This is a genomic window from Botrimarina colliarenosi (genome assembly GCF_007859955.1).
GTDB classification, from domain to species: domain Bacteria; phylum Planctomycetota; class Planctomycetia; order Pirellulales; family Lacipirellulaceae; genus Botrimarina; species Botrimarina colliarenosi.
The window spans coordinates 74,023-98,893 of the sequence record NZ_SJPR01000004.1; the positions used below are offsets into that span (position 1 = coordinate 74,023).

Here is a 24,871-nt window from a genome sequence, read left to right on the forward strand (position 1 = left end):
CGGCAGGCTCCTAATTTCCCGCCGCCTCGGGCCGAGTCCCCGGGGCTGGTCTCTTCTACCGGACCACTAGCAGGAGCGATCTGCGCTGTCAGCGCGGGCCGAGGGGCCCCGCTGCGCGGCGGACGCTAACTGAACGTACTAGCTCGGGCCCACCTCGATAGGGAAGTCAGGGATGCCAAGCCGTTTCGCCCGCCTCATGGCGATGGTCGCTCTCGTTTCAATGTTGGCGGCGACCCCGTCGCTCGCCCAGCAACTCACGATGCCGAGCGATCCACTCGCCGGGACCGTCATTGAGTCGGATACCCCCGCAGCGGGCGCCGTTCAACTGACGCCCAGCGCTAACTCCATTCCGATGGGGGGCGACTTTGGCATGGCCATGGGGGGCGCCCCGACACGGGCTTCCTCTTCGGGCGGGTACTACAACCCGACGCTCGGCTCGCATATCCGCGCCACCTATACGACGCAGAGCTACGGCCAAGAAGCCGGCGTCCTCACACTGGGGACCATGAAGCTCTTCCCGACGGACGGCGGCGTGTCGTTCCTCGATGGACAGGTCACGTTGAACGATAAGTCGACGGTTGGCTACAACGTCGGCCTCGGCTATCGCTGGATGACGCTGCCGTTGTTCCCCTTCAGCCCCGACGACGAGAAGATCATGGGCGTCAGCCTCTGGTCCGACGGCCAGAGCGTCGGCGGCGACAACTTCTTCCCCCAAGTCGGCGTCGCCCTGGAGTTCCTCGGCGATCACCTCGACTTCCGCGCCAACGGCTACGCGCCGGTTGGACAGCGGACCCAGACACGCGACTTCGTTGATATCGGCGAGATCACTTTCAGCGGCAATGGCATCGGCGCGCTGCTGCAAGGCATCCAAGACACCGCCCTCACCGTCGGCGAAGCCGAAGTGGCAGGCCGGATCGCCGACCTCGACGCATGGGTCTTCGGCGGTGTTTATGGCTTCAACGGCGGCGTCTACGACGGCGTCGGCGGCAAGGTCGGTCTGCGTGGCTACGCGACCCCCGACCTGCTTGTCTCGATCGCCGTCGCCAACGACGACGAGTTCGACACCAACGCCCTCTTTGGCATCACGTGGTTCATCGGACGCACCCGCGCTGAGAACTGCCCGACCGGCAACCTCCGCGACCGCTTCCGTGAGCCGGTCGTCCGCAACAACTACGTCGCCACGCAGCAATCGGTGGCGTTCAGCTCAGCCGACTCGCTGCTGAACAGCAACGGCCAGGCGATCCGCATTGTCCACGTCGACAGCTCCGCGGCCGCGGGCGGCGACGGCACGTTCGAGAACCCGCTCAATTCGCTCAACGACATCAACGGCAACAGCCTGGCCGACGACATCGTGCTGGCGCACGGCGGCAGCGTCTTCACGGGCCAGGGCGCCGTGCTGCAAGACGGGCAGACCTTCGTCGGTGAGGGCGGCAACAACGCCTTCAGCGTCAACACGTTCCGATTCGGCGCGATCGACCTCCCCGAGACGTCAGCCGGCGCTCAGGCGGGGGCGATCCCGACCATCAACGGCGCTCCGGCCGCCGGCGTGACGCTCGCCAACAACAACATCGTCCAGAACCTCGCGTTCGACGGCGGTGTCAACGCGATCACGAGTTCCGCGACCGGGTCGTTCAACTCAACGCTGCAAGACCTGACCATCAGCAACACGTCGGGTGACGCGATCTCCCTCGCCGCCGTCGTGCTCGCCGACGTCAACGACGTGAATAACAACAGCAACACGACCGAGACCGTCAACCTGCTTGGCAGCGTGATGATCGACAACGTCACCTTCACCAATTCCGGTGGAAACGACATCGATATCGACGGCGACTCGACCGGCGCCGGGACCGTTCTCTCGGAGCAGATCGCCATCTCGGACGTCACGTCGAGCGGCGGAGCGGCGCCGAGTATCGCCATCAGCAACACCACGAACGTCACCGGCAGCGCGACGACGATCACCAACTTCGACTACGACGGCGGCGCAACCGGTCAGGGCGGCCTGGACCTGACCTCGACCGGTTCATCGACCACCGTGACGCAGTCCAGCTTCACCGGCGGCGTGGGGCCAGCGGTCAACGTGACGACGACTTCTGGCGCCGTCTCGATCGGCAGCACCAACACGATCTCCGACATCGCCGGAAACGCCGTCGTCGTGACCGGCAACACCGGCAACGTCACCATCAACGCCGACATCGAAACCGCCTCCACCGTTGACGGTGGCACCGTGGTTGTCGACTCCAACGAGGCGACCGTCAGCTTCGGCGGCGATCTCACCGCCAACAACGCGGTCAGCGTCTTGGTCAACAACGCCCAGGCCGCCGTGAACATCGGCGGCGTTAACGGCGACATCACGAACACCGGCGCCGAAGACGCCATCCGCATCGTTGGCGCCGGCGCCGACGACTCGATCGCGGTGACGATCAATGGCAATATCACGAACGACGGCGGCCGCAGCGTGTTCATCGACAATGTCGACGACACGGTTCAGTTTGTGGGCAACATCACCGACACCGGCGCCGGCATCCGCGTGGAGGACCTCCAGTCGATGGCGGCCGTCACGTTCGGTCCGCAGGTCACGCTCAACACCGGGACCAACGCCGCCGAAGCGGTGTCACTCAACAACAACGCCGCCGACTCGGTCGTTGACTTCATCGGGCTCGACATCACCACCACCACCGGCGACGCCATTGTCTCGAACGGCGGTGAGCTGAACGTCACGGGCGCCGACAACCGAATCACCACCTCGAGCGGTCAAGCGCTCAACATCACCAGCAGCTTTAGCCAGTCGTCCGGCGGCAGCGGCACGAATGACGGCATCCGCCTCGCCAGCGTCACGGCGACCGACACCAGCGGAGCGGCCCCGATCAGCGTCGTCGATTACGACGGAACGGTAGCGATCGGCTCGACCGGGAACAGCAACGACAGCACGATCAGCTCGAACGGCGAGGGGATCGTCCTCAGCGACGTGACGAACGCGTCGGTCACGAATCTAGCGATCAACACGGCGACCGGCGTGGCGGTGAATCTCGACAGCGTCAACTCGACAACGTCGAGCGTCGCGTTGACCGACGTCACCACCCCCAACGGCATCGCCACGGCGGTCGACGCCACCCAGGCCGCCGCGGCGGGCAACCTGAGCGTCACGATCGCCGATAGCACGATGGATCAGACGACGAGCGATGGGCTGGTCTTCAATGGGGTCGATGGAACCGTCAACGTCAGCAACACGACCCTTGAGAATGGCGCTGGCAACGGCGTCCGCATCCTCAACTCGGACGGCGCGTTCACCTTCGCCGATAACGTCGAGATAAGCGGCAAGACCGGCACGGCGTTCTTGGTGGATGGCGGCGTCGGCACCGTCACTTACGACGGCTCCGTGGAGGCCACCGCAGGGCGTTCCGTCGCTGTCCAGAACAAGACCGGTGGCAGCGTCAACTTCGGGCCGAACTCGACCATCACCGACTCTTCGTTGGGCCTCCTCGTGAACAACAACACGGGCGGAACCTACAACTTCCTCGGAACCAACGACCTCGACACCGGCGTCAACACTGCCGTCAACGTGACGAACAACACCGGTTCAACCGTCACGTTCGCCGGCCTCGACATCGCGACGACCTCCGGAACAGCGTTCAACGCGACGGGCGGCGGCACGGTCGGAGTGACCGGGTCGGGCAACGTCATCACCACCGAGACCGGGGTTGGCGTGAACGTCAACGGCATGGCGATCGCCGGCTCGGGAATCACGTTCGACAAGGTCGACGTCGGCACGACGGGCCCGGCGACCAATGCGGTGGTCTTACAGAACAACACCGGCGGATCCGCCACGATCGGGAGCGTGTCGGGCAGCTCGAACGGCGACGGCGGCTCCTTCAACACGTCGGGCTCGGCGGTGATCGTCAACAACTCGGGCGGTCTGACGATGCGGAACGTCGACATCACCGCCGCCGGCGCGACGGCGATCGCGATCGACAGCACGAACGCCACCAACATGACGGTTTCGCTCACCAACGTGAACACGCCCACCGACGTGGTGCTCAACCACACGGGTGCGGGCAACGTGAACTTCACCTTCAACGAATCGGTCATCGACGGCTCGATCACCGCCAACCACAGCGGCGGCGGCTCGTTTGACTTCAACAACTCGGGTCTGACGGTCAACTCCAACATCGATGTCAACGCGACCAACGGCGGGGCGTTTGACTTCTTCGCCAACGACCTGGTCGTTGACACGTCCTCGGCGGCTGTCGACGGGTTGAATATCGCGCTGGGCGGTTCGCTCAACAGCGCCGACATCTCGCTGACCGGTTCCAGCACGTCACTGCTGACGGGCGACGGATCGGGCCTAGCGATCAGTTCAACCGGGTCGGCTAAGCAGATCCGCTTCGAGCTATCGAGCGGCACGATCACCAACGACAGCGTCGCGAGCAACGCCTTCGACTTCAACGTTGGCGGCGGTTCGACGCTCAACGCCACGATCAACGGGAACGTCTTCACGAACGCCAACGGCGGGAATGACTTCCTCGTGACCAACGGCGCCTCTTCGACGACCAACCTCTCGCTCAGCGGCAACGACTCGGCGTCGGCTGGCGGACTGGTTCTGACGAATAACAACGCCGTCAACCGCTTCAACATCCAGGGTGTCGACGGGCCGAGCGTCAACACGGACAACAACGGCGACGTCACCTACACGGGCACCGACGCCAACTTCACGTTCAACGGCAGCCTCAATGTGGCTCAGCCGACGAACTAGCTTCGATGCCGTCTCGATTCTCGACAGCGGCGGGCGTCTGACGAGTCAGGCGCCCGCCGCTCTCTTTTTCGGTCGAGGCGCCAGAGGCTAAGCTGGAGGCATGCTCTCCCGAATCCTTTCTTGTAGCGGCTGCGGCTGGCGGACCGTCTGCGGCCCCGCCGATATCGCGGCGCGGCTGCGGCTGGTTGGCCAGCTCCGACGCGACGGGGAACCCGACGAGGCGATCCTAGCCGAGCTGTTAACCGACGCTGCGGCGCGGATGACTTGCCCGGGCTGCAAGCGGATCGGCCTCGTCGTCGGCGACGCTGATAGGGCCGAAGATGGGGACGATTGGCAAACCGCCGTCCTCTGTGACCGCTGCCGTCAGCCGATCGATCCAGAGCGGCTAGAAATCTTCCCTGAATCCCGACGGTGTGTCGCCTGTCAGTCCCGCGCCGAAGCGGGCGAACCCGAGCCAGACGAGCCCGATTTCTGCCCGCGGTGCGGCTCGCTGGTCGAGCTCCGCGTCAGCCGCGGCGGCGGTTTAACCCGCTACAAACGGTTCTGCACCGGCGTCCCATCGTGCCGTTTATGAAGGGCGGCCGCGATGGTGGGTGGCGCTGAGAGTCGCCTCGTTTACAACCAGGCAAACGTTACTTGGCGGCCTGGCGGCGGTGCGCGGCGGCGACCAATCCGATCATCGCCAGCAGAACGGTCGTCGGTTCAGGAACCGCCGAAGCAAACGCGGCGGCGGAACTCGCGTTGCTTGTCCCCATCGAGCTGAGGGCGTTGTCGACGATAGCGTTGAGGTTCGCCAGCTCCGAAGCGTCTCCCGCCATCGGCAAGTCGTCCAGACCGTACGCGTCCCGGAGCGGACCGACAAAGACGTGGCTGTCTTGAGAGATGACCGAAGCGGTTTCGATGACAACGAGATCGCCATCGCTGGCTAGCGGCACATCGGTGTAGGCGAGGCTGCCGCTCTGGCCCACAGCGGCGCTGAGGTCGATCTTGTCGAGCGCCATGATCCGGTCGACGGTCGTCAGGTCGGCGATCGTCGCGAACGGGACGAAGCCTTGGCTATCGAGGAACGAGTTATCGGTCAGATTGATGAAGAAGCTGGCCGACCCGCTGTTGGGGCCCGCGGACGAGAGGGCCAAGGAAACCGTCCCGATCGTATTCGTGAGCCCCGAGGTGTTGAAGTCGACCTGGCCATCGCCATTGCTATCGACGATCACCGGGTCGAAGGACTTCGTCGAGTCGAAGCCGAATTGCGGCACGTCGCCGAGCAGCGCCGAGTCGGCCTGGAAGCTGCCGATCTGGAGCACGAAGTCATCGACGGCCCGGTTCACCACCGAGTTGTGGTACACCCCCGCGCCGACGTTGGCGATCATGTTATCGACCAGCGGCTGGAGATCGGCGTTGCCCGTCGGGTTGAGCAGCATGTCGAACGCCCCGGCGCTTGTCTGGAAGCGGATCGTCTGTGCCGGCGACGCCGCGGCGAACGCGAGGACCAGGGCGAGCGGGGCAAAAGTCGAGTAGCGAAGCATGTCAAAGCCGCCCAAGGACGCGGGGAGAAGGGGGAGCCGGAAACGGCAGGCGAGTCCCTCCAGCCTAGTCAGAATCGACGATTACGTCGCACGACCGGCCAGGAATTTGGGCCGAGCGGGCCCGCCAAACCGCTACGACCGGCCCCAGAGCTGGTGGCCGGCCGCCCCCCGGGTGGGTATCATCGGCGTTCCCCCCCAGGCTATTTCCCTTCCGCTGCCGGCCATGCCCCGCCTGTCTCGACTCCGCCAAACGCTGCTCCGCCCAACCCTGCTCTGCTGCGGCGTGCTGTTTGCGGCGGGGTTCGCCCGTGCTTCGGAATTCCGCGAAACCAATGACTTCGCCGACGCCCTCACGGCCGCCCAGGCGTACGTCGATCGGTTCGGCGCCGAGAATGTCTGGCTCGTCGTCGATATCGACAACACGCTCCTGGCCATGCAGGGCGAACTGGGCAGCGATCAGTGGTTCGAATGGCAGGAGTACCTGCTCGACCAGGAGCCCGGTTCCGAATCCCTGGTGGCGGAAGACTTCGACGGACTGCTCGAAGTTCAAGGCCTGCTCTTCACGCTCGGCAAAATGCGGCCGCCCCAGGCCAACGAACCGGCGCTCGTCAACGCCATCCAGAAGCTCGGCGTCCCGACGCTTGTCCTGACTTCGCGTGGCTCCGACTTCCGCCCCGCCACCGAGCGCGAGCTCGACGCGGCCGGCTACCAGATCGCCCGTCACGCGCCCGCCATGCACGACGTGCCGCAGGGCGAGTTCCTGCCGTACGACATCACCGCGCCCGAGCGGGCCGGCATCCGCCCCGACGAGGCCAAGCTCTTCGGACTCAAAGCCGCCAAGCCGATCTCGCTCAAGAACGGCGTCATGATGGTCGCCGGTCAGCACAAGGGCGCCATGGTGCTGGTTGCCCTAAAGCACGCCGACCACCCGCCCAAGGCGGTCGTCTTCATCGACGACCACGCCCGCCATGTCCACCGCGTCTACGACGCGTTGTCGCGGCACGACATCGAGTCGACCGTCCTGCATTACCGCGTCGAAGACGATAACGTCGCCCGCTTCCGCTACAGCGACAAGCGGGACGTGACCGCGCGGTGGCGACGGCTGGAGGGCGCCCTCCAGGAAGTCTTCAGCCTCCCGGGCGCCGACGCGGCGTCTTCCGCCCCCCAACCGGCCCACGGCACGCCGGCCCACGCCACCGCCGACGCCGCCCTCGAGCGGGCCGTGTCGCACTAACGCGGAGCGGGCGTTGGCTGACTTTGATTTGATCGCGACCGCCGCCTTCGGCCTCGAGGCCGAGGTGCGCTTCGAGCTCGAGGCGCTCGGCTACCCGGCGCGGATCGCGAGCCCCGGCCGGGTGCTGTTTCACGGCGGAGAGCAGGCGATCCGCGACGCCAACCTCTGGCTCCGCTGCGCCGAGCGTGTGCTGATCCGCATGGCGATTGGCCCCGCCAATGATTTCGGACTGTTGTTCGACCTGGCGCGCGAGGCGCCGTGGGCCGAATGGATCCCCGCCGACGGCCAGTTCCCGGTCCGCGGCAAGTCGTACAAGTCGCTGCTGACAAGCGTCCCGGCGTGCCAGCGGATCGTCAAGAAAGCGGTCGTCGAAGCCCTTCGCGCGGGGCACGGCGTCGAGGAGCTTCCCGAGACGAATGGCGACTACGCGATCGAAGTCGCCATCGCCAATGACGAGGCGTCGCTCTACTTGGACACGACGGGCGTCGGACTCCACAAGCGCGGCTACCGACCTTTGGTGAGCGAGGCGCCGCTCCGCGAGACGCTCGCCGCGGCGATGGTCCGGTTCAGCCGTTGGCGCCCCGACCGGCCGTTCTGGGACCCGTTCTGCGGGTCGGGCACCATCGCGATCGAGGCGGCGATGATCGGCCGCGACATCGCCCCCGGGCTCAACCGCCGTTTCGCCTGCGAGTTGTGGCCCCGACTCGCCGGCGACGACTGGACAACCACCCGCGCCGCTGCCGAACGCCGCGTTAAGCCGCCGCTCGAAGAACGCCTGTCGGCGACCGACGTCAGCGAAGACGCCCTCAAGATCGCCCGCCGCAGCGCGGCGGCGGCCGGGGTCGTCGATGACATCCATTTCCAGATCCGTGACTTCGCCGACCTCTCGAGCAAGCGCGACTACGGCTGCCTGATCACCAACCCACCCTACGGCGAACGCATCGGCGAGCGCGAAGAGGTCGAGCAACTCTACCGATCGATGCCGAGCGTCCTGCGGCGGCTGAAGTCGTGGTCGCACTACATCATTGCCGCCGGCCGCGAGTTCGAGGGTTTGGTCGGACAAGGCGCTTCCAAACGCCGCAAACTCTACAACGGCCGCATCGAGTGCACGTTCTATGAGTTCCACGGACCGAGGAAGCCGAGGGACGGGGGACGGGGGACGAGGGACGAGTCGAAGCCGGCAGCCCAGCGGGATGAGACCGTCAACGCAAACGACGAAGGAGAGGCGGCGGAGTCGCCAACTGAGTCGCCAACTGAGTCCTCAACTGAGTCCTCAAGCCTCAGGCCTCAAGCCTCACCGCCACGAGCGCCGCAGGCGTTCGGCGGCCTCCGGCCCGAAGCCGATCGGCAAGCAACCGAGTTCGCCGCCCGGCTGGCCAAGCGGGCAAGGCATTTGCGGAAGTGGCCCACCAAGCGGGAGATCACCTGCTACCGACTCTACGACCGCGACATCCCCGAAGTGCCGCTCGCCGTCGACCGCTACGAAGACGCGATCGTCGTCGCCGAGTACGAACGGCCGCACGAACGGACCCCCGCCGAACACGCCGACTGGCTCGACCTGATGGTGCGGACCATCGCCAAGACGCTCGAAATCCCCCGCAAAGAGGTGTTTCTCCGCAAACGCGAGCGTCAGCGAGGCGACGCCCAGTACGAGCGCGTTGCCGACGAGGGCGCCTTCCGCGTCGTCAATGAGGGGGGCCTACGGTTCCGCGTCAATCTTTCCGACTATCTCGACACGGGCCTCTTCCTCGACCACCGCGTCACGCGCGGCATGGTCCGCGACGGGGCCGCCGGCAAGCGGATGCTTAACCTGTTCGCCTACACCGGGTCATTCACGGCCTACGCCGCTGCGGGGGGCGCCACATCGACCACGACCGTGGACCTCTCACAAACCTACCTCGATTGGGCCGCCGAAAACCTGCGGCTGAACGGCTTCGAGGCCGGCCCGACGCACTACCTCCACCGCGCCGACAGCCGGGCGTACATCGACGGGCTGCCGCGGACGCCGATGTTCGACCTCGTGGTGGTCGATCCGCCGACCTTCTCCAACAGCAAGCGGCTCGACGACGACTGGGACGTGCAGCGCGACGCCGTCCCGCTGCTGACCGCGATCCGCAAACGCCTCGCCGACGACGGCGTCGTTTACTTCAGCACCAACTTCCGCCGCTTCAAGCTCGACGAGACGGCGCTGGCCGGCTACTCGGTGCGCGAGATCAGCAAACAGACCGTGCCGGAGGATTTCCGGAATCAACGGATCCACCGCTGCTGGCGGTTGACGGCGACGGCATTAGGCTAGTTAGGAAACCCATCACGATCACACGAGGTCGCCGACATGCGTCCCCAACCCTTGATCGCGGTCACCGATGTCGAAGCGAGTAGCCGCTGGTACCAGAAGTTGCTCGGCTGCCAGAGCGGGCACGGCGGGCCCGAGTACGAACGGCTGGTCGATCATGGCCGTATCGTCATGCAGCTGCATCACTTCGAAGAAGACCGCCACCACGGGCCGATCGGCGACCGCGACGACAAGCCGTACGGCAACGGCGTGCTTCTGTGGTTTGAAATGGACGACTTCGACGCGGCTCAAGTCCGCGCGGAGGAGTTAGGCGCCGAGGTCGTCTTGCCTCGACACCGTAACCCGTCATCGGGCGACGGCGGCCCAAACCACTGGGAGTTCTGGATACGCGACCCCGACGGATATACGGTCGTCCTCGCCAGTCCCGATGGGTCGGCGGGATAGAGACGTCTCGCAACTCGGGGAACTGACGTTTCCCGGCTCTCAGGTACACGCACTTGCAGAGAGCCGGGAAACGTCAGTTCCCGGAGGGCAGCGGCCCCCGCTCTGCACACAGTTCAACCCTCGCCGCTCAAAATCGGCCAGCGGCGCCACGTCCGCGAATCGACGTTGTGCGTGTCGAGGTGGAAGCCGGGCGCCAGGCGTTCGCGTTTCCATTGGCTCGCGCGCCACAGCCGCCAGAAGCGGTCGGTCCAGGTGACGAGCTGCGCCGTTTCGTACTGCGGGAACGCCTCGCCGAGGCGGCGGAGCGTCTCGTCACGCGGCTCGAGGTGGGCGATCATCGACCGCTCGATCGCGTCGAGCACCGGGTACGGCATCAGGTCCGCCTCGTCGGTCTGGTGCGTGTCGAGCGGCCGTAATTCGGCGGTCGGCTGCTGGGCGTTGATGCAAGCGAGATCCGGCAGCGGGCCGATCCCGGCAGGCCCCTCGGTCTCCATCCAGCGGAGCCATTCCCGCAAGAACGCTTTGTCGATGCCGGCGATCGGCGCCAGGCCGCCGGCCGTGTCGCCGTCCATCGTGGCGTAGCCGACCGACGCCTCGCTGCGGTTGCCGGTCGTCACGAGCAAGGCGTTTTTGAGATTCGCCAAGAGCCAAACCCCCGGCGCGCGGACGCGGGCTTGGATGTTTTGCAGGGCGATGTCGTCGGTCTCCCACGTCAGATCGCGGCCGAGCGCGGTCTCGGCGAGGCCGACGTAATCAGCCACGAGCGTGTCAATCGTCCAGGCGTGATGCTCGGCGCCGACCGCCTCGGCTATGGCGGCGGCGGCGTCGCGGGTCACGTCGGACGAGTTCTTGGTTCCTTGGTAGGCCGTTGTTAATAGATGGCGGACCGCGGAGCGGGCTTCGGTTGCTTCGGTAAGGCCGGGTGTCTTCGGCAAGCGTTCCGCCAGGCCGCCGACGCCAACCTCGCCAATCACGCGCTTCGCCACCAGCCAAACCAGCACCGCACACGCTGCCGAGTCGGCGCCGCCGCTGAGCGACAGAACAAACCCCCGCGCGCCGCTCTTGCGAAGGTAATCGAGCAGGCCCAGCGAGACAGCGCGGCTGAACTCCTCAAACTTTGAGAGGCGTTCACCACGCAATACAGGCTTCGTGTCGTCGCGTTGGTCGGCCGGCGCCATCAAGGACCAGCCCGTTTCGACGCGCCCGGCGCCGGGCCGGGCGTCGACCTCGGCGTCGATCAGGCTCAGCACGTAGTCGCGGCACGAGAAGGGCTCAGTCCCCGCCAGCAACTCGGGGCCGGCAGCCGTCGCCCTAGTGAAGAAGACGCCCCCGTCGAAGATCGCCCGGCCCGACTCGTTGCCGAGCAGGTTGGTGTAGACGAACAGACCGTTGACGAGCTTCGCACCGAGCAGCGCGTGGCCGTCGCGGATCGCCTGCTTGCCGAACGCGAAGTGGCTCGCCGAGGGATTGAGCAACACCGAAACGCCGCGCTCGGCGTAGCGGGAGGCGGGCCGCTCCGAGCCGACCCACGCGTCGCGGCAGATCTCGATCCCCAGGCCGACGCCATCGAAGTCAAAGACCAGTTCGCCGGCGGGAATGGATTCGCCATCGACTTCAACGGTGGTTTGCTGGCCGGCGGGCCAAGGCGTGAACCAGCGCGCCTCGTAGTGGATGCCGTCATTCGCCAGGTGCTGCTTCAGCGCAAAGCCGACCAGCCGGCCATCGATCAGCATCGCCTCGGCGTTGCGGAGCACCCCGTCGATTTCGAGCGGCAGGCCAACCGTGACGGCGATCCCCTTCGTTTGCGGCGCCAGCTCTTGCAGCGACCCTAGCGCCCGCTCGCGGACATGCTTGGCGAAGTACAGGTCCTCGCAGCCGTAGCCACTTAGGCAAAGCTCGGGCAGGCAGACGAGCCGGGCGCCGGCGTCGCGCGCCGCGTCGATCGCCGCGACGGTGCGACTGAGGTTTGCTTCCCAGTCGATCGGCGTCTGGTTCAGCGCGGCGGCGGCGATTCGGAGGGTCGGCATGGTTGATTTCGCGCAGAGACGCGGAGGATGGTGGATTGCTTTCTTTCTTAGCGCCTTCGCGTCTTGGCGTGAGATGAATTAAACCAGTTGAAGCTCACGCCAAGGCGCAAAGGTGCGAAGATTTCGATAGCTCGGTATTTCTGCATAAGACATTAATTAGCTCTGCTTCAAGAGCTCGAGGCGAAGCAGGTTGAGCGCGTGCTTCGCCACTAGCGCTCGGTGGATCGACGGGTGGCCGATGAGGAGGATGTCCTTGCTGACGCTGCCGGCGGGCGTCTGGACAGCGACGGGGACCGAGCCATCAAGGCCCGCTTTGACCGCTATCAAGTAATCCGCGAGGCTGCCCGTCGCCCCGGATGCGGAGGCGTCGGTGACGATGACGCCACCGACCTCGCCACCGACATCGGCCGACGCGAGCCATTGAGCCAACAAGCCTTGGGGTTCCTCCTCCGAGACGCCCAGCGTCTGGCCTCGTTCTCGGAGCAGCTCGACGACGACTTGGTGGAGCTCGATCTCCTCCTCGCCGCCGGGCTGCTCGGCATAGACGAGCTCGCCCAGCTTGGTGCGGATCTCGTCGAGCGTGGGGGCCATCGCGGCGTAGCAGTCGGCATCGGTCTCGCCGCTCGCCGTGACGCGGAGCGTGATCGTCGCCTGGCTGGCGGTGATGCCCACGAGCGGCTCGCGGCCGCGGGCGATCAATCCGCCGAGCATCCCCTCGACGGTGCTCTCCCCCGCGCCGAAGCACTTCACCAACCAGTGGCGGGTGACGCGGGTGCGGCCCGTCATCGCGGTGATCGCCGGGGCGACCGTGGCGGCCCACATATCGTGCATCTCGGCCGGCACCCCGGGCAGGGCGAAGAGCCGGCAGCCGCCGACCGTCTGATCGACGCCCGGCGCCGTGCCCCCCGGGTTGGGGATCGGCCGGGCGTGCTCTGGCAGCTGGGCCTGACGCAAGTTCTGTGGCGGCATCACCCGACCGCGGGAGGTGAAGATCGACTCGATATGGGCGGCCAGGTCGGGGTCATTGATCAGCGGGACCCCCGCGGCGGCGGCCATCGCGTCCCGCGTCAAATCGTCGGCTGTCGGCCCCAGCCCGCCGGTGGCGACGACCACGTTGGCCCGGGCGGCCGCGGCCTGGAAAACCTCAATATTGGCCTGCAGGTCGTCGGCGACCGTCGTGTGGTAGCGGACCAGCAGCCCGGCGTCGGTCAGCCGCTGGGCGAGCCACTGGGTGTTCGTGTCGAGCCGTTGGCCGGTGGTGAGCTCGTCGCCGATGGCGATCACCTCGGCGACGAGGGTCCGTTCGGCGGTTTCAGACGCTGGCATTGGGCGGAACCCTCGGGGCGGTTGGCTGGTTAGAATGTAGTGACCCCCTCCGCTCGCAGCGACGCCCCCAACCGACCGCCTGGCTCTATGAACCGCCAAGAAGCCCTCACGACCACCGCTTGCCGAGAAGTCGGTGCAGCGGCGCCCCGGATGGCGAAGTCTTGGGCCGCCGCGTTACTGGGCTGTCTTGTTATGCTGCAGGTCTTGGCGACGCCGAACCTCGCCGACGGCCAAGAGCGGGGGTCCGACCGCGGCCGACGGCGGGGCCGTGACCGTTCGCGGGAGGAGCAAGGCGCCGACCGTCGGGATGACCGCCGACAACCCGCGCCCGAACCGGCAAGTGCGGCGGCGAGCGGTCCGCTCAGTTTTGGCGCCCCTAAAGCGGTTCAAAAAGCTCGCGGATTCGCTTCCACGACGGCTGCAGCATCGACCGCCAGTCCGTCGAGCGAGCGCGACCGCGCGTACGCCCGCGGGCTGCTCACCAAGTACGACCTCGACGGCGACCGAGTGCTGTCGGAGGACGAGTGGAGCAAGATAAGCGGCGACCCCGGCAAGGCGGACGCCAACAACGACAAACGGATCACCTACGACGAACTCGTCGCCCGGGTCATGCAGAAACGCCGCGAGAAGCAGGCAACTAGCGTCTCCACCGCCGGCGGCGACCTCCGCACCTACCGCCTCCAGACCGCGACCGAAAAGCTGCCCGATGGCCTGCCCAGCTGGTTCGCCCAGCGCGACAAGGACGGCGACGGGCAGGTCGCGATGCACGAATGGAGCCGCTCTTGGAACAGCTCCACCGTCCGCGACTTCACGTCAAAAGATGCGAACGGCGACGGCTTGATCACGGCCGACGAGGCGTTGGAGTCCGCTCGCTGAGCTTCCTTATCCCCCTCCCTTTTAGGGAGGGGTTAGGGGAGTGTGATCGGCGTCGATTGGAGGGCCAGTCTGTGTACCGATCTTGGCTTCATGGTCATCCCGGCTCAATGAGCCAAGCGGGCGAGGTGTAGCGGAGAACGCTGACCCTCCCCTAGCCCCTCCCTATCAGGGAGGGGGATGCCCGTAAGCTAACGGCCGCGTCCTCCGCCACCGCCGGGAGGCCCACCGCCACCACCACCGCCTCGGCCGCCTCGGCCGCCGCCTCCCTGCATCCGTTCGAACATCCGCTGCATGTTGCGGAAGCCTTCGATGCGTTGCTGAATCTCCCGCCGTTGCCGCTCGGAGTCGTTGTTATTGTCGTTGTTCTGTCCCCGTTGGCCGCCGTTCTGGTTGGGCTGGTTGCTGTTGGCGGCGGATGTTGGCGCGTCGCCGCTGAGGACTGCCTTGTCGCCGAGCAAGGAGACGAGCGTCTCTTTCAGGGCGGCACTCCCGGTGTTGCGGAGCGAGACGACGCGCGTCGACACAGGGCGCTCAACCCCCGCACGGTCGAGTTGCTCGACAAGCTTCTTTACCTCTTCAAAGAGGGGTTCGGACGACCGGACCACTAAGGAATTGCTCCGTTCGTCGATGCCGATCGTCATTTGCTCGGGCTTCTGCTCGTTGGCCCCCTTCTGGCCTCCCTGCAAGGCGCGGAGAAACTCTTCCGGGCTTGGCTGGCCGCCGCCTCCCGCCCCGGACCCGATGCGGTCCTCGAAGACTTGCTTGACGACCGTCGCGATCTCGGCGACGTCGGTGTTGTAGACGGTGATCAGCCGTGGCACGCCAACCGACTCGACCCGGTCGGGGCCGCGTGGCTGGTCGATGACGCGGAGTAGCCGGTTGACGGTCTGTACGTCGGCCGGCGTCGCGGAGACATAGAGGGCGTTGAGCCGTACGTCGGGGACGATATCGACCGACACCGAGCTAAAGCCGACGGCGTCGCTACCGCCCCCCATGCCAAGCAAATCGCCCACCAGATCGCCGCCCGCCCCGCCACCCAGCGCCGCGCCAGCGAGGTCGCCCATCAGGCTCCCGCCGCCGCCACCCCCCTCCCCGCCGAAGATGGTGTTGAGCAACGCCGCAGCGGTCGTCGCGTCGGCAAACTTCAAGTAAAAGACGGCGTAGTCACGCCCACCCGTGTCGCTCATGCCAAGCACCGACCCGAGCAGGCTCTCTAGGGCGTCGAGCGCCTCGGTGTCGCGGCTGGCGATCACCGTCGAGCCGACGCCCGGCGAAATGTAGATCGGATCGATCGCGTCGGTCGTCGACTCGTCGTCGGTCGGCTGATTGGCGAAGCGGAACGGCGATTGAGTCGGCGCCGCGGTCGTCCGCCTCGGCGGCGCTTCGGGGTCGCCGTAGAGCCTATCGAGCGGGTCATCCCCCTCCAGTTGCTCGCGTTCCACCTCTGCGCCGGGTCGGAAGCTGGGGATCGCTTGTCCGGGATTCGTCATCCGCAAGGGGTTCGATCGCATGGTCGGCCAGAGGGTCTCGATCTGCTCGAGCGCCCGCTGGAGCTCGGCCCCCGAGACCGGGAGCGTCCGCACCGGGCCACGGGCGCCAACCGCCATCGCCGGGTCGGGAGCGTCGAGCTGCTCGACCAACTCGCGGATCTGCCGCACCTGGTCGGCCGTGCCGCGGACCAGCAGGGCGTCGGAGTAACGGTCCGCCTCGACGACCGGCGCGTTGGGGTCGCGTTTCTTGTCGTCGCCCGTGGCGCCCGGGTTGAAGAGCCGATCGACCAACGCCGCGGCGGTCAGCGGATCGACCTCCTTCACCGGAATCACGTCAACGCGGCGGCCATCGGTCTGCAGCTTCTGGAGGGTTTGTTGGATCGCGTCGTGCTCCGCGGGCGTGGCGAGGGCGATCAAGCTGCCGGTCTGTTGGTCGACAGCCAGCCGCGCTGTGGGGGATCCTTCCAACAAGGTCTGGAGCACGGTGAGCGTCGTCGTCGCGTCGGCCCCGCCGAGCGGATAGCTGCGTAGCTGCGCCTCGATGCTGGTCAGGGGCGTCGCGGCCCGCTTCATCGCTTCGACGACGGCGAGCATCGTCCGGATGCGGCCGGCGGTCTCGGTGATCTGCAGCATCTGCGCTTCGGGGAGGACGACCACGGCGCCCTGCGGCCCGGCGAGCCGCAGCAGCGAGTCGGCCGCCGCGGTTACATCGACATCGCCGAGCTCCACCAACACGCGCACCAGCTCGTACTCGCCCCGTTGGTCGAGCTGAGCGAGCGGCACGTCGGTGACGACGTTCGGCGGAATCACGTCCTGCTCAAGGTCGATCACCAGCAGCATCCGGTCCTTGCGGACCAGCGTGTAGCCCTTGGTCAGCAGCACGCCATTGAGCACATCGAGCGCTTCGGCGGGCGAGTAGCGGCGGTCGTCGCGGTAGGTGAGCGACCCGGGGGGCGCCTGATCGACGATGAGCGACAGCCCCGCCTGATCGGCGAACCAGCGGATCACGTCGGCCCACGGCTGCTGCTTGAAATTGAATGAGAGCTTGCCGTCGCTGGGCGTAGCCGCCGGCGGGGGCTGCGGATTCGACACCGCCCTTGTCGGCGAGGGCTGCGATGTCGCTTCTTCAGCAGATGGTTCTGCCTCGGTAGCGTCTACCTCGGCGGTCGACATCTCCGCGTCCTCAGCGACCTCCGCGGTGGACTCCACCGGCTTGAGCGCCGCGTCGTCGCGCGCCGTCGCGATCTCGCGCAGCTTGGCCGCTTGCTTCTCGTCGAGCATCGCCAGCGCCAACTGCTCGCTCTCGGCCCGGAAGTCGGCGAGCTGGGCGACCTGCTCCTCGCGCGGCAACCGGGCGACCTTCATGGCCCGCGACATGCCTTTCATTTCGCGGTCGTCGGCGAGCGACTGGAGGCGGCCCAGCAATTCGTCCGAGAGCCCCAGCTGCTTGGCGACGTCCGGCTCGATCGCCACGGCCAGCAGGCCGACGATCTCGGTCTCGGCCGCCCCGGCGGGCAGCGCGGCCACGACCGCGGCCAGAGCCAAAACCAGGCTGGCGGCCCGTCTGGCGGTGCGTCGGAACGAGAATCGCAGGCAGAGCGGCATTGGATTCGCAGAGAGGTACAGGGGCCGGGGGCGACCCTTAATCCTAGTCGCCAGACGGACCTCCGGCGCAAAGGACCAGTCCCCCGAGGTTGAAACCCCGCTCGGGGGGCCCGGCGCCGCGGATTCGGCGGGTTTTAGCGGGGGAGGGGCGGTGGACGCGGGGCGGAGAAACGGTGCGGCGGGGCCTCCGGGAGCTGACGCTTCCCGGCTCGCTTGAAAAACGTCATCGAGCCACGCACGGAGTAAGTGGAGTTTTGCTGCGGACCGCTCCGCTTACTCCGTGCGCGGCTCGAGCTGTACGCGTGGTGCAAATTAACTAGCCGGCTTATCCCACCGCTCTATCAGGTGAAAACCCGTAACCGCCCACCCCCGCCGCTTGCCCCGCGGCCCCGCGGTTGCTACGGTCAGGGAGACGGGATTTGTGGCCGCTTGCAGCCGTGCTGCTAAAGAGCCTTCGCTGGAGCGCTGGGGACGCCTTTCGTCGGGCATCGCCAGTGAGCCGCGTTCTTTAGATTCGCACGCCTGCACCGCCCGGTCCCCGATGGCCGATAGGCGGTTTTTTTTGTGCGCCCTTTGCATTGAAGGGCCCGCCGCCGCGGCAAGAACGCTTGCAGGACGATGCGAACCATGCCTTCGCTCGACGCCGTGATGGAATCCGAAAAGAGCCCCGCCCCGACGTCCGGAAAGCCGGCAGCGGGATGCGGACAGGGGACGCTCGCTGTCCACGCCGGCGAGGCCCGCCAGAAGCCGGGCGACGCCGTCACTGACGCGATCTTCTGCGCCTCGACGTACACCTTTCCCGACACGCAGTCGGTGATTGACTACATCGAGAAAGAGCAGAGCCGCGAGGAGTATGGCCGCTACGGCAACCCGGGCGAAAAGGTCGTCGAGAAGAAACTGGCCGCCCTCGAGGGCGCCGAGTCGGCGGTGCTGTTCGCCAGCGGCATGGCGGCGCTGGTGGGCGTGCTGATGGCCAAGCTCGGCCAAGGGGACAACGTTGTCTTCACCGACGAGTGCTACCACCGCAGCCGGCAGTTCTGTCGCGAGCACCTCTCCCGTTTCGGCGTCGAGACGATCACCGTCAAGACCGGCGACTACGCGGCGATCGAAGCGGCGATCACCCCCAAGACGCGGATGCTCGTCAGCGAGTCGCCGACCAACCCGCACCAGAGCTGCATCGACCTCGAGAAGTTCGCCGAGATCGGCCGCCGCAACGGGATCGAGACGCTGATCGACGCGACCTTGGCGACGCCCTACAATTTGCGGCCAATCGACGCTGGCGTCGATTACGTGCTGCACAGCTGCACGAAGTACCTGGGGGGGCACAACGACCTGCTCGCCGGTTCGATCGCCGGGTCGGAGGACCAGCTGGCCCAGGTCCGCGAGCTACGCGGGATCATGGGCGCGATCAACCAGCCCCACGCCATCTACCTGCTGCAGCGCGGCCTGAAGACGTTTGAGCTGCGGATGCAGCGGCACAACGAGAACGGCCTCGCCGTGGCTCGTTTCCTCGAAGCCCACCCGCGGGTCGAAAAGGTCTACTACCCGGGCCTCGAGTCGCACCGCGACCACGCCCACGCCAAGAAGTACATGCGCGGCTTCGGCGGCTTGGTGACGTTCCTCGTCAAGGACGCCGATTGGCGTGCCACGGCCGACGTGGTCGATCGCTCCAAGGTCTGCCGGATCGCCCCGAGCCTCGGAGGCGTCGAGTCGCTGATCGAGCAGCCCCTGGTGATGAGTTACTACCAGCGGACCCCCGAAGAGCGCAAGGCGTTCGGCATCCCCGACAACATGATCCGCTTGGCGTGCGGCATCGAGGACGCGGCCGACCTGATCGGAGACCTTGAGCAGGCCCTGCGGGCTTGAATAAAGTGGGCGGTGGGCAGCAGGTAGTGAGTCGACAAAGTTATCGGCCTTCAGTCCCCCCTCCCTTTTAGGGAGGGGTTAGGGGAGGGTGACACGTATCAATCGGTGGAGCGCCAGGTGTACCGATTCGATTGTCTACCACACTAACCAAACAGCCGTGACGCAACGGAGAGCGCCGACCCTCCCCTAGCCCCTCCCTGGAAGGGAGGGGGACAGCGGCTCGCTGTGCTCGCTCATCCACCGCCATCCTGCCCACTGCCCACTGCCCACTGCCCACTTCACTCCCCATGGCCATCCTCGGCATCGGCGCCGACATTATCGAGGTGCTGCGGATCGCGAAGATGATCGAGCGGCATGGGGAGCTGTTTATCGGCCGGGTCTATACCGAGCACGAGATCGACTACTGTGCGAGCCGCAAAGCGGCGACCCAGCACTACGCCGGTCGCTGGGCCGCCAAGGAAGCGGTCCTCAAGGCCTTGGGGACCGGCTGGGTGCGTGGCATCTCTTGGCGCGACGTCGAGGTGCGCAACAGCGCCGCGGGCGTGCCGCAGGTACGGCTCTACGGAGGCGCCCGCGACGTGCTGGAGCGCTCGGGAATCGAGCGCATCCACCTCACGATCAGCCATTGCCGGAGCCACGCGACGGCTTACGCCGTTGCCGAGGGGTGAACGAGAAGGATTGAGGGGTTGAGGGACGGGGGACGAGGGGCAGACGACGCTTCGCATCACAGTATTTCCCTCGTCCCCCGTCCCTTAACCCCTCGTCCCTCCCTAATTAAACGCCACGTTCTCGTGGTCGAGCGTCATCTCGGCGATGACGTCGATATCGCTGAACAACTTGGGAAGCGTCCAGCTGTTCTCCTCATACGGCGCCTCGACGCGGACCGTGACGGTCGTCGTCGCTGAGTTGAGAACGCTTGGCGTGATCGTGACCGTCGGGTCGATGACGCCGGCCAAGGCGAGCCGGTCGCGGACCGCCTGATCGACTTCCGCGGCGGTCGCCCCCGGCACGATGCCGACACGGGCGCCAAGATAGACCGCCTGGTCAAGCGAGTGCCGCAGCACATGAAAACGCGAAACCTCAATCATCGACAGGAAGAAAAAGAAGACGATCGGCGCGCAGATGGCGAACTCAACCGTCACGACGCCGGCGCGAAGCAGCCTACGCGAACCGAGACGGCGGAAGCGGCGGCGGTTAGTGGGTGGGGATCGCACCGGGAAAGTTCCTTACGTCTCTGCGGGGGGGTGACGCTGAGAGACGACTCAGTGGATCAACACGGCGGGGAGTTCTCGAGCGATTTGCTCGAAGGCCGCGTCGAGTTCGGCGGCGGTGGCGGCGTGGTAGTGGTTGCCGCCGGCCGCTTGGGCGATCTGCTCCATCGCGTCCTGATCGGCGCCGTCGCCAAACGAGATCGTGTGCACCGTGATCCGGCTTTCGGCGGCGACGGCCGCGCGGGTGACGGGATTGCCCCCTTCGGTCTTGCGGCCGTCGCTGAGCAGAATCATGGTCCGATTCGCCGTCATCCGACCTTCGGACCGGAGCAAGACAGCGCGGCCGTTATTGATCCCAGCGGCGATGTTCGTATCGCCGATAATAGGCTCTTGGCTGATGGCGTACGCGGCGTCGACAAAGAGATTGTTGTTGGCGTCGAGAAGTTGGTCGCGAGTGGCTTTACTCGACTGGTAGAAGCCGAACGTGTAGTCGCTGGAGTACGAGACTAGCCCAATCTTGGCGTTCAGGTCGCGGCGGTCGACAACGTCACGGAAGACCTCGAGCGCCTCGATAAGCTTCGCCCAGCGGCTCCCCGTGGGGTGGGGGGGGCGGAAGTAGTTTTGCAGCGTCGAGTCATTGTTGTACTCCTCGGGGTAACTAAAGTCGGTCCCGGTGAGGTCCCAAGCCATCGACGCCGAACGGTCCACCACCACACAGACGTCATGGTCGAAGCGGCCGGCGATGGCCTCCTTGCTGAGATTGAAGGCGTCGTCCGGCAGCAGGTTGGCGAACAGGACCGGCACGCTGGCGGTCGCCGAGTTCGGCCCGCAACGGGCCACGACCCGGGCGCAGTTGAGCGGCTGCTCACCCGCGGTAAAGGCGTATCCCCCCGTCCCGTTGGGCTGGCCGTTTCCGAACTCGATGTCGTCGTCCGACAGGTTGAGGGTGAGTCCGCCAATGCGGTACTGGGAAGCGACCGTGCGGGCCGCTTGTCGGGCGTCCGCCTCCGACTGCGCCTGGCTCAGGGTGACGGCGGCCGCTTTGGCGGCGGCGTCGCTTGCCGAGCGGAGCTGCGTGTTCGTGAGCTCAATGTACGACCAGTTGATGACCAGTGCGCCAAGGCTCACGAGGGTGGTCGACATCACGGCGATCAACACCAGGGTGGCGCCACGGCGGTCGTGGCGGCGATGGCGTCGGCGGATCAGAGCGAGCGTGTTCATAGCCGGTTTCCCCTGGGGGGAGGACGCACGGAGGGCGTCGGAGCGGAGTCGGAAAAAGGGGTTTATTCTCTGAGAACGACGACCGTCTCCACGACGTCGGGAACGCTCGACAGCACGAGACTCGTGGTGTTGTTGTTTGAAACCGGGGCGGCGACGGTGATGCGGATCGTGTCACCCACCACAGCGCTACTCAGTTCGGCGGGAGTGATCGTGATCGTGCCGTTGGCCACGCGGCGGGCGGTGGCGATCTGTTGAAAGCGGTTGACTGCCGCGGCGGTTGTCGCCTCGGGCCGGGCCGCGACCCGGCCCGTCTCGTAGGCGGCGACCGCGAGTGACTGCTTCAAGAACAGCAGCTCGCAGGTCTCGAGCACGCCGAAGACGATCACGACCATCACTGGCAACGCGAAAGCGAGCTCGACAATCTCGACGCCGAGCCGTCGTCCAAGACGGCCACGGGCGGCTCGGCGTTTTCTTGAGATTGGCATGATGAGACCCTCCAACGGAGCGGCACAGTTGGCGTTCAGCGGGGAAGGATCGCCAGCGGGCCCTGGCCGAGGTCGGGGCTCAAGTCGACAACGAACACGACGTCGTTGTAGTCGAGGTCGCCGCCGTTCATGAGGTCTTCAAAGCCAAGCAGCACGTACCGGTCGCCCAGGAGCCAAGCGGCCAAGTGCTGCAACCCGTCGGGGTTCGAGGCGTCGCGGTTGGTGAAGATGTCGCGGCCGCCGTTCACCGCGTCGCGGACAATGAAGAACTCGAACGACGTTCCCCGCGGGTAGTCGCCGAGCTCGACCCAATCCCCCGGGTCCAGCATGCGGGGACCGCCGATGGTGCCGTCCGAAACGTCCGGGAAGATGATCTTACGCTGGCCGTTGACCAGTGAACCGGCCATGGCGGTCGAGAAGCCAAGCGTGTTGCGGTAGCCGGCGCCCTCCGCCACGTAGTAAACCCGGACCGGCCGGTCGCTGTCGTTCAGCAAGTACAGTCGGTCCTCGTCGAGGCGTGTTACGCCGGCGGCGAGGAACTCGACGCCCTCGCGCAGATTGGCCGCGACCAGGGCGCGGGCGCCCGGAAGGATTTCGTTGTTGAACGCCGCCGAGCGGCTGTCCGATCCGGTGACCTGAGTCTTGGCGGTGATCGGCATGCCGAACACCGTAAACGTCGACTGCGGGTTCCTGTCGGTTGCGGTGGCGGGCATTGCCAGGCCAACAAGCAGGATTGCCCCCATGACGGGGCGGACGAGACTTTGCACGGACATAGCCGGCTCCTCATGGAGAGGTTGGCCGCGAAGTACGCGGCAAGAAGAAAAGGGGGGCGTGACGAGGCAGAGGTCTGGCGAACCGACTCTCTAATCCAAAACTAGGTCACGATCCGGCGTAGCGCCTAAAAAATCGCCCGATTTGCGGGACGACGCTCATAGGCTGCAACCCGGACTTTCCGACTTCGCCTCAGCCGACGCTCAAACGTGATTGAGCTTATTCAACCCGTTGTAAGCCGCCACTTTGTAGCACTCGGCGAGCGTCGGGAAATTAAACACGTTGTCGATGAAGAATTCGACCGTGCCACCCAGCGCCATCACCGCTTGTCCGATATGGACCAGCTCGGTCGCCTCGGCGCCGATAATGTGGACTCCCAAGATGTGGTGCGTTTCTTGGTGGATCAGCATCTTCATCATGCCGAGTTCGTCGCCTAAGAGCTTCGCCCGGGCGATCTCGCGGTAGTGCGCGATGCCGGTCTCGTAGGGGATCCCTTCGTCGGTGAGCTGCTCTTCGGTCTTGCCGACCATCGAGATCTCGGGCACCGCGTAGATGCCGTAGGGGAACAGCGCGGTGTTGTAGTTCCGCACGTCGCAGACGCCGAGTGCGTGACAGATGGCGCGGCGGCCCTGTTCCATGCTGGTCGAGGCGAGGGCCGGGAAGCCGATCACGTCGCCCGCGGCGTACACATGCTCAACGTTCGTCTGGTACGCCTCGTTGACGCTCAGCCGTTCGCGGTCGTCGTAGGTGATGCCGACGGCGTCGAGATTCAGGGCGCCGCAGACCCCTTGGCGTCCGACGGAATAGAGCAGCACCTCGGCGCGGAGCGTCTTGCCCGATTCGAGTCGCGCCTCGACGATGCGGTCGGGCCGCTTACCGTGGCCGCCGAAGTTGCCGCCGATCTCGGCGAGCTCGGCGTCGACCTCGGCGATCGATTCGACTTTCTCACCGAGCCGCAGGGTGATGCCCTTCTGCCGCATAAAGTACTGGAACGCGCCGGCGATCTCTTGATCGAGGAAGCCGAGCACCTGATGCCGTCCTTCAACAAGCGTCACGCGGACGCCGAGCGTCGCCATGATGCAGGCGTACTCGGCGCCGATGACGCCGCCGCCGACGACGATCATCGTGCGGGGGATGTGGTCGAGGTGGAGCAGCTCGTCGCTGGTGACGATCGTCTGGTCGTTGAAGGGGATGTCCGCGGGGCGGGCCGGCTTGGTGCCGACCGAGATCAAGAACTTGTCGGCGGTAAACCGCTCGGGCCCGTCCTTAGTGGCGACCTCGATCTCGTGGGGGCCAATGAACTTGGCCGCGCCCCAGATCAGATCGACGTGGTTCCGCTCGAACTGGCTGCCGATCAGCTCCCACTCGTGGCGGATGATCTGCTGCGAAAAGCCGACGAGGTCGGCGATCGTCACGTCCTTCTTGGCCCGGTACGAGGCGCCGAGCAAGTTGCGTTTGTCGGAGCCGGTGAGCGTGATGACCGCTTCGCGGAGGGCCTTGCTGGGGATCGTGCCGGTGTTGACCTGAGCCCCCCCCACGACCGGGTTCTTTTCGATCACCGCGACGGTGCGTCCGAGCTTGGCGGCTTGGATCGCGCCCTTCTGACCTGCGGGGCCGGTGCCGATGCAGATGACGTCGTAGTGCTTCATAACTGGCGGGCGGAGGGGCGGGCGGCGCTAGTGGAGGGTCCCGTAGGATACCACCTCCCTCACGTCGTGAGAACGCGGGGGCACGGCGAAGCGGGCT

Annotated in this window: 17 protein-coding genes; 8 read left to right on the forward strand and 9 right to left on the reverse strand. The window is 66.2% G+C overall.

The genetic code is table 11. The features are described 5' to 3' along the window. Nucleotides 1-172: 172 nt before the first annotated feature. Nucleotides 173-4,750 (forward strand): beta strand repeat-containing protein, encoded by a 4,578-nt coding sequence (locus Pla108_RS21015; RefSeq protein ID WP_197526569.1) that lies wholly within the window; start codon nucleotides 173-175, stop codon nucleotides 4,748-4,750. 100 nt (nucleotides 4,751-4,850) lie between these two features. Then, entirely contained in the window at nucleotides 4,851-5,324 is a 474-nt protein-coding gene (locus tag Pla108_RS14375) for a TraR/DksA family transcriptional regulator (RefSeq protein WP_146445669.1), read from the forward strand. Nucleotides 5,325-5,382: 58 nt separating this feature from the next. On the opposite strand, the gene Pla108_RS14380 is transcribed toward Pla108_RS14375, so the two are convergent. Then, complete coding sequence (locus Pla108_RS14380) at nucleotides 5,383-6,276, reverse strand: peptidylprolyl isomerase (protein WP_146446002.1); 894 nt, start codon at nucleotides 6,274-6,276, stop codon at nucleotides 5,383-5,385. 223 nt (nucleotides 6,277-6,499) lie between these two features. Here Pla108_RS14380 and Pla108_RS14385 point away from each other — a divergent pair, with 223 nt between their 5' ends. Genes Pla108_RS14385 through Pla108_RS14395 form a run of 3 tightly spaced genes read left to right on the forward strand, consistent with a single transcriptional unit; the run spans nucleotide 6,500 to nucleotide 10,247 of the window. Next, nucleotides 6,500-7,510: a DUF2608 domain-containing protein gene (locus tag Pla108_RS14385; RefSeq protein ID WP_197526570.1), complete on the forward strand. Its 1,011-nt coding sequence runs from the start codon at nucleotides 6,500-6,502 to the stop codon at nucleotides 7,508-7,510. 13 nt (nucleotides 7,511-7,523) lie between these two features. Continuing rightward, nucleotides 7,524-9,806, forward strand: a complete 2,283-nt coding sequence (gene rlmKL / locus Pla108_RS14390) for a bifunctional 23S rRNA (guanine(2069)-N(7))-methyltransferase RlmK/23S rRNA (guanine(2445)-N(2))-methyltransferase RlmL (protein WP_146445671.1) — start codon at nucleotides 7,524-7,526, stop codon at nucleotides 9,804-9,806. A gap of 36 nt (nucleotides 9,807-9,842) precedes the next feature. Then, the gene (locus Pla108_RS14395) at nucleotides 9,843-10,247 is read left to right on the forward strand and encodes a VOC family protein (protein WP_146445672.1); all 405 of its coding nucleotides are present in this window, start codon (nucleotides 9,843-9,845) and stop codon (nucleotides 10,245-10,247) included. Between the two features lie 113 nt (nucleotides 10,248-10,360). Here Pla108_RS14395 and nadE read toward each other — a convergent pair whose 3' ends face one another. Together nadE and Pla108_RS14405 are read right to left on the reverse strand one after the other, a co-directional pair. After that, nucleotides 10,361-12,274, reverse strand: a complete 1,914-nt coding sequence (gene nadE, locus Pla108_RS14400) for an NAD(+) synthase (RefSeq protein ID WP_146445673.1) — start codon at nucleotides 12,272-12,274, stop codon at nucleotides 10,361-10,363. Between the two features lie 156 nt (nucleotides 12,275-12,430). Next, a complete protein-coding gene (locus Pla108_RS14405) occupies nucleotides 12,431-13,600 on the reverse strand; it encodes a competence/damage-inducible protein A (RefSeq protein ID WP_146445674.1) in 1,170 nt (389 codons plus the stop codon). 87 nt (nucleotides 13,601-13,687) lie between these two features. Here Pla108_RS14405 and Pla108_RS14410 point away from each other — a divergent pair, with 87 nt between their 5' ends. Next, a complete protein-coding gene (locus Pla108_RS14410; RefSeq protein ID WP_146445675.1) occupies nucleotides 13,688-14,476 on the forward strand; it encodes a hypothetical protein in 789 nt (262 codons plus the stop codon). Between the two features lie 188 nt (nucleotides 14,477-14,664). Here the strand turns inward: Pla108_RS14410 and Pla108_RS14415 are convergent, their stop codons facing one another. Beyond that, nucleotides 14,665-17,571 carry a secretin N-terminal domain-containing protein gene (locus Pla108_RS14415; protein WP_146445676.1) on the reverse strand — a complete coding sequence of 969 codons (2,907 nt, stop codon included), beginning with the start codon at nucleotides 17,569-17,571 and terminating at the stop codon, nucleotides 14,665-14,667. A 627-nt stretch (nucleotides 17,572-18,198) separates the two neighbouring features. Here Pla108_RS14415 and Pla108_RS14420 point away from each other — a divergent pair. After that, nucleotides 18,199-19,437, forward strand: a complete 1,239-nt coding sequence (locus Pla108_RS14420; RefSeq protein WP_231934517.1) for a trans-sulfuration enzyme family protein — start codon at nucleotides 18,199-18,201, stop codon at nucleotides 19,435-19,437. 287 nt (nucleotides 19,438-19,724) lie between these two features. Next, nucleotides 19,725-20,105, forward strand: coding sequence for a holo-ACP synthase (gene acpS, locus Pla108_RS14425; protein WP_146445677.1), 381 nt, complete (start codon nucleotides 19,725-19,727; stop codon nucleotides 20,103-20,105). 102 nt (nucleotides 20,106-20,207) lie between these two features. On the opposite strand, the gene Pla108_RS14430 is transcribed toward acpS, so the two are convergent. The 5 genes from Pla108_RS14430 to sthA all read right to left on the reverse strand — a co-directional run bounded on the left by Pla108_RS14430 (nucleotide 20,208) and on the right by sthA (nucleotide 24,774). Continuing rightward, nucleotides 20,208-20,651: a TadE/TadG family type IV pilus assembly protein gene (locus Pla108_RS14430; protein ID WP_146445678.1), complete on the reverse strand. Its 444-nt coding sequence runs from the start codon at nucleotides 20,649-20,651 to the stop codon at nucleotides 20,208-20,210. Nucleotides 20,652-20,699: 48 nt separating this feature from the next. Further along, nucleotides 20,700-21,869: a vWA domain-containing protein gene (locus Pla108_RS14435; RefSeq protein ID WP_146445679.1), complete on the reverse strand. Its 1,170-nt coding sequence runs from the start codon at nucleotides 21,867-21,869 to the stop codon at nucleotides 20,700-20,702. Between the two features lie 62 nt (nucleotides 21,870-21,931). After that, entirely contained in the window at nucleotides 21,932-22,354 is a 423-nt protein-coding gene (locus Pla108_RS14440; RefSeq protein ID WP_146445680.1) for a TadE/TadG family type IV pilus assembly protein, read from the reverse strand. Between the two features lie 35 nt (nucleotides 22,355-22,389). Beyond that, nucleotides 22,390-23,127 (reverse strand): DUF4114 domain-containing protein, encoded by a 738-nt coding sequence (locus Pla108_RS14445; protein WP_146445681.1) that lies wholly within the window; start codon nucleotides 23,125-23,127, stop codon nucleotides 22,390-22,392. 201 nt (nucleotides 23,128-23,328) lie between these two features. Continuing rightward, a complete protein-coding gene (sthA, locus tag Pla108_RS14450) occupies nucleotides 23,329-24,774 on the reverse strand; it encodes a Si-specific NAD(P)(+) transhydrogenase (RefSeq protein ID WP_146445682.1) in 1,446 nt (481 codons plus the stop codon). Nucleotides 24,775-24,871 lie beyond the last annotated feature (97 nt).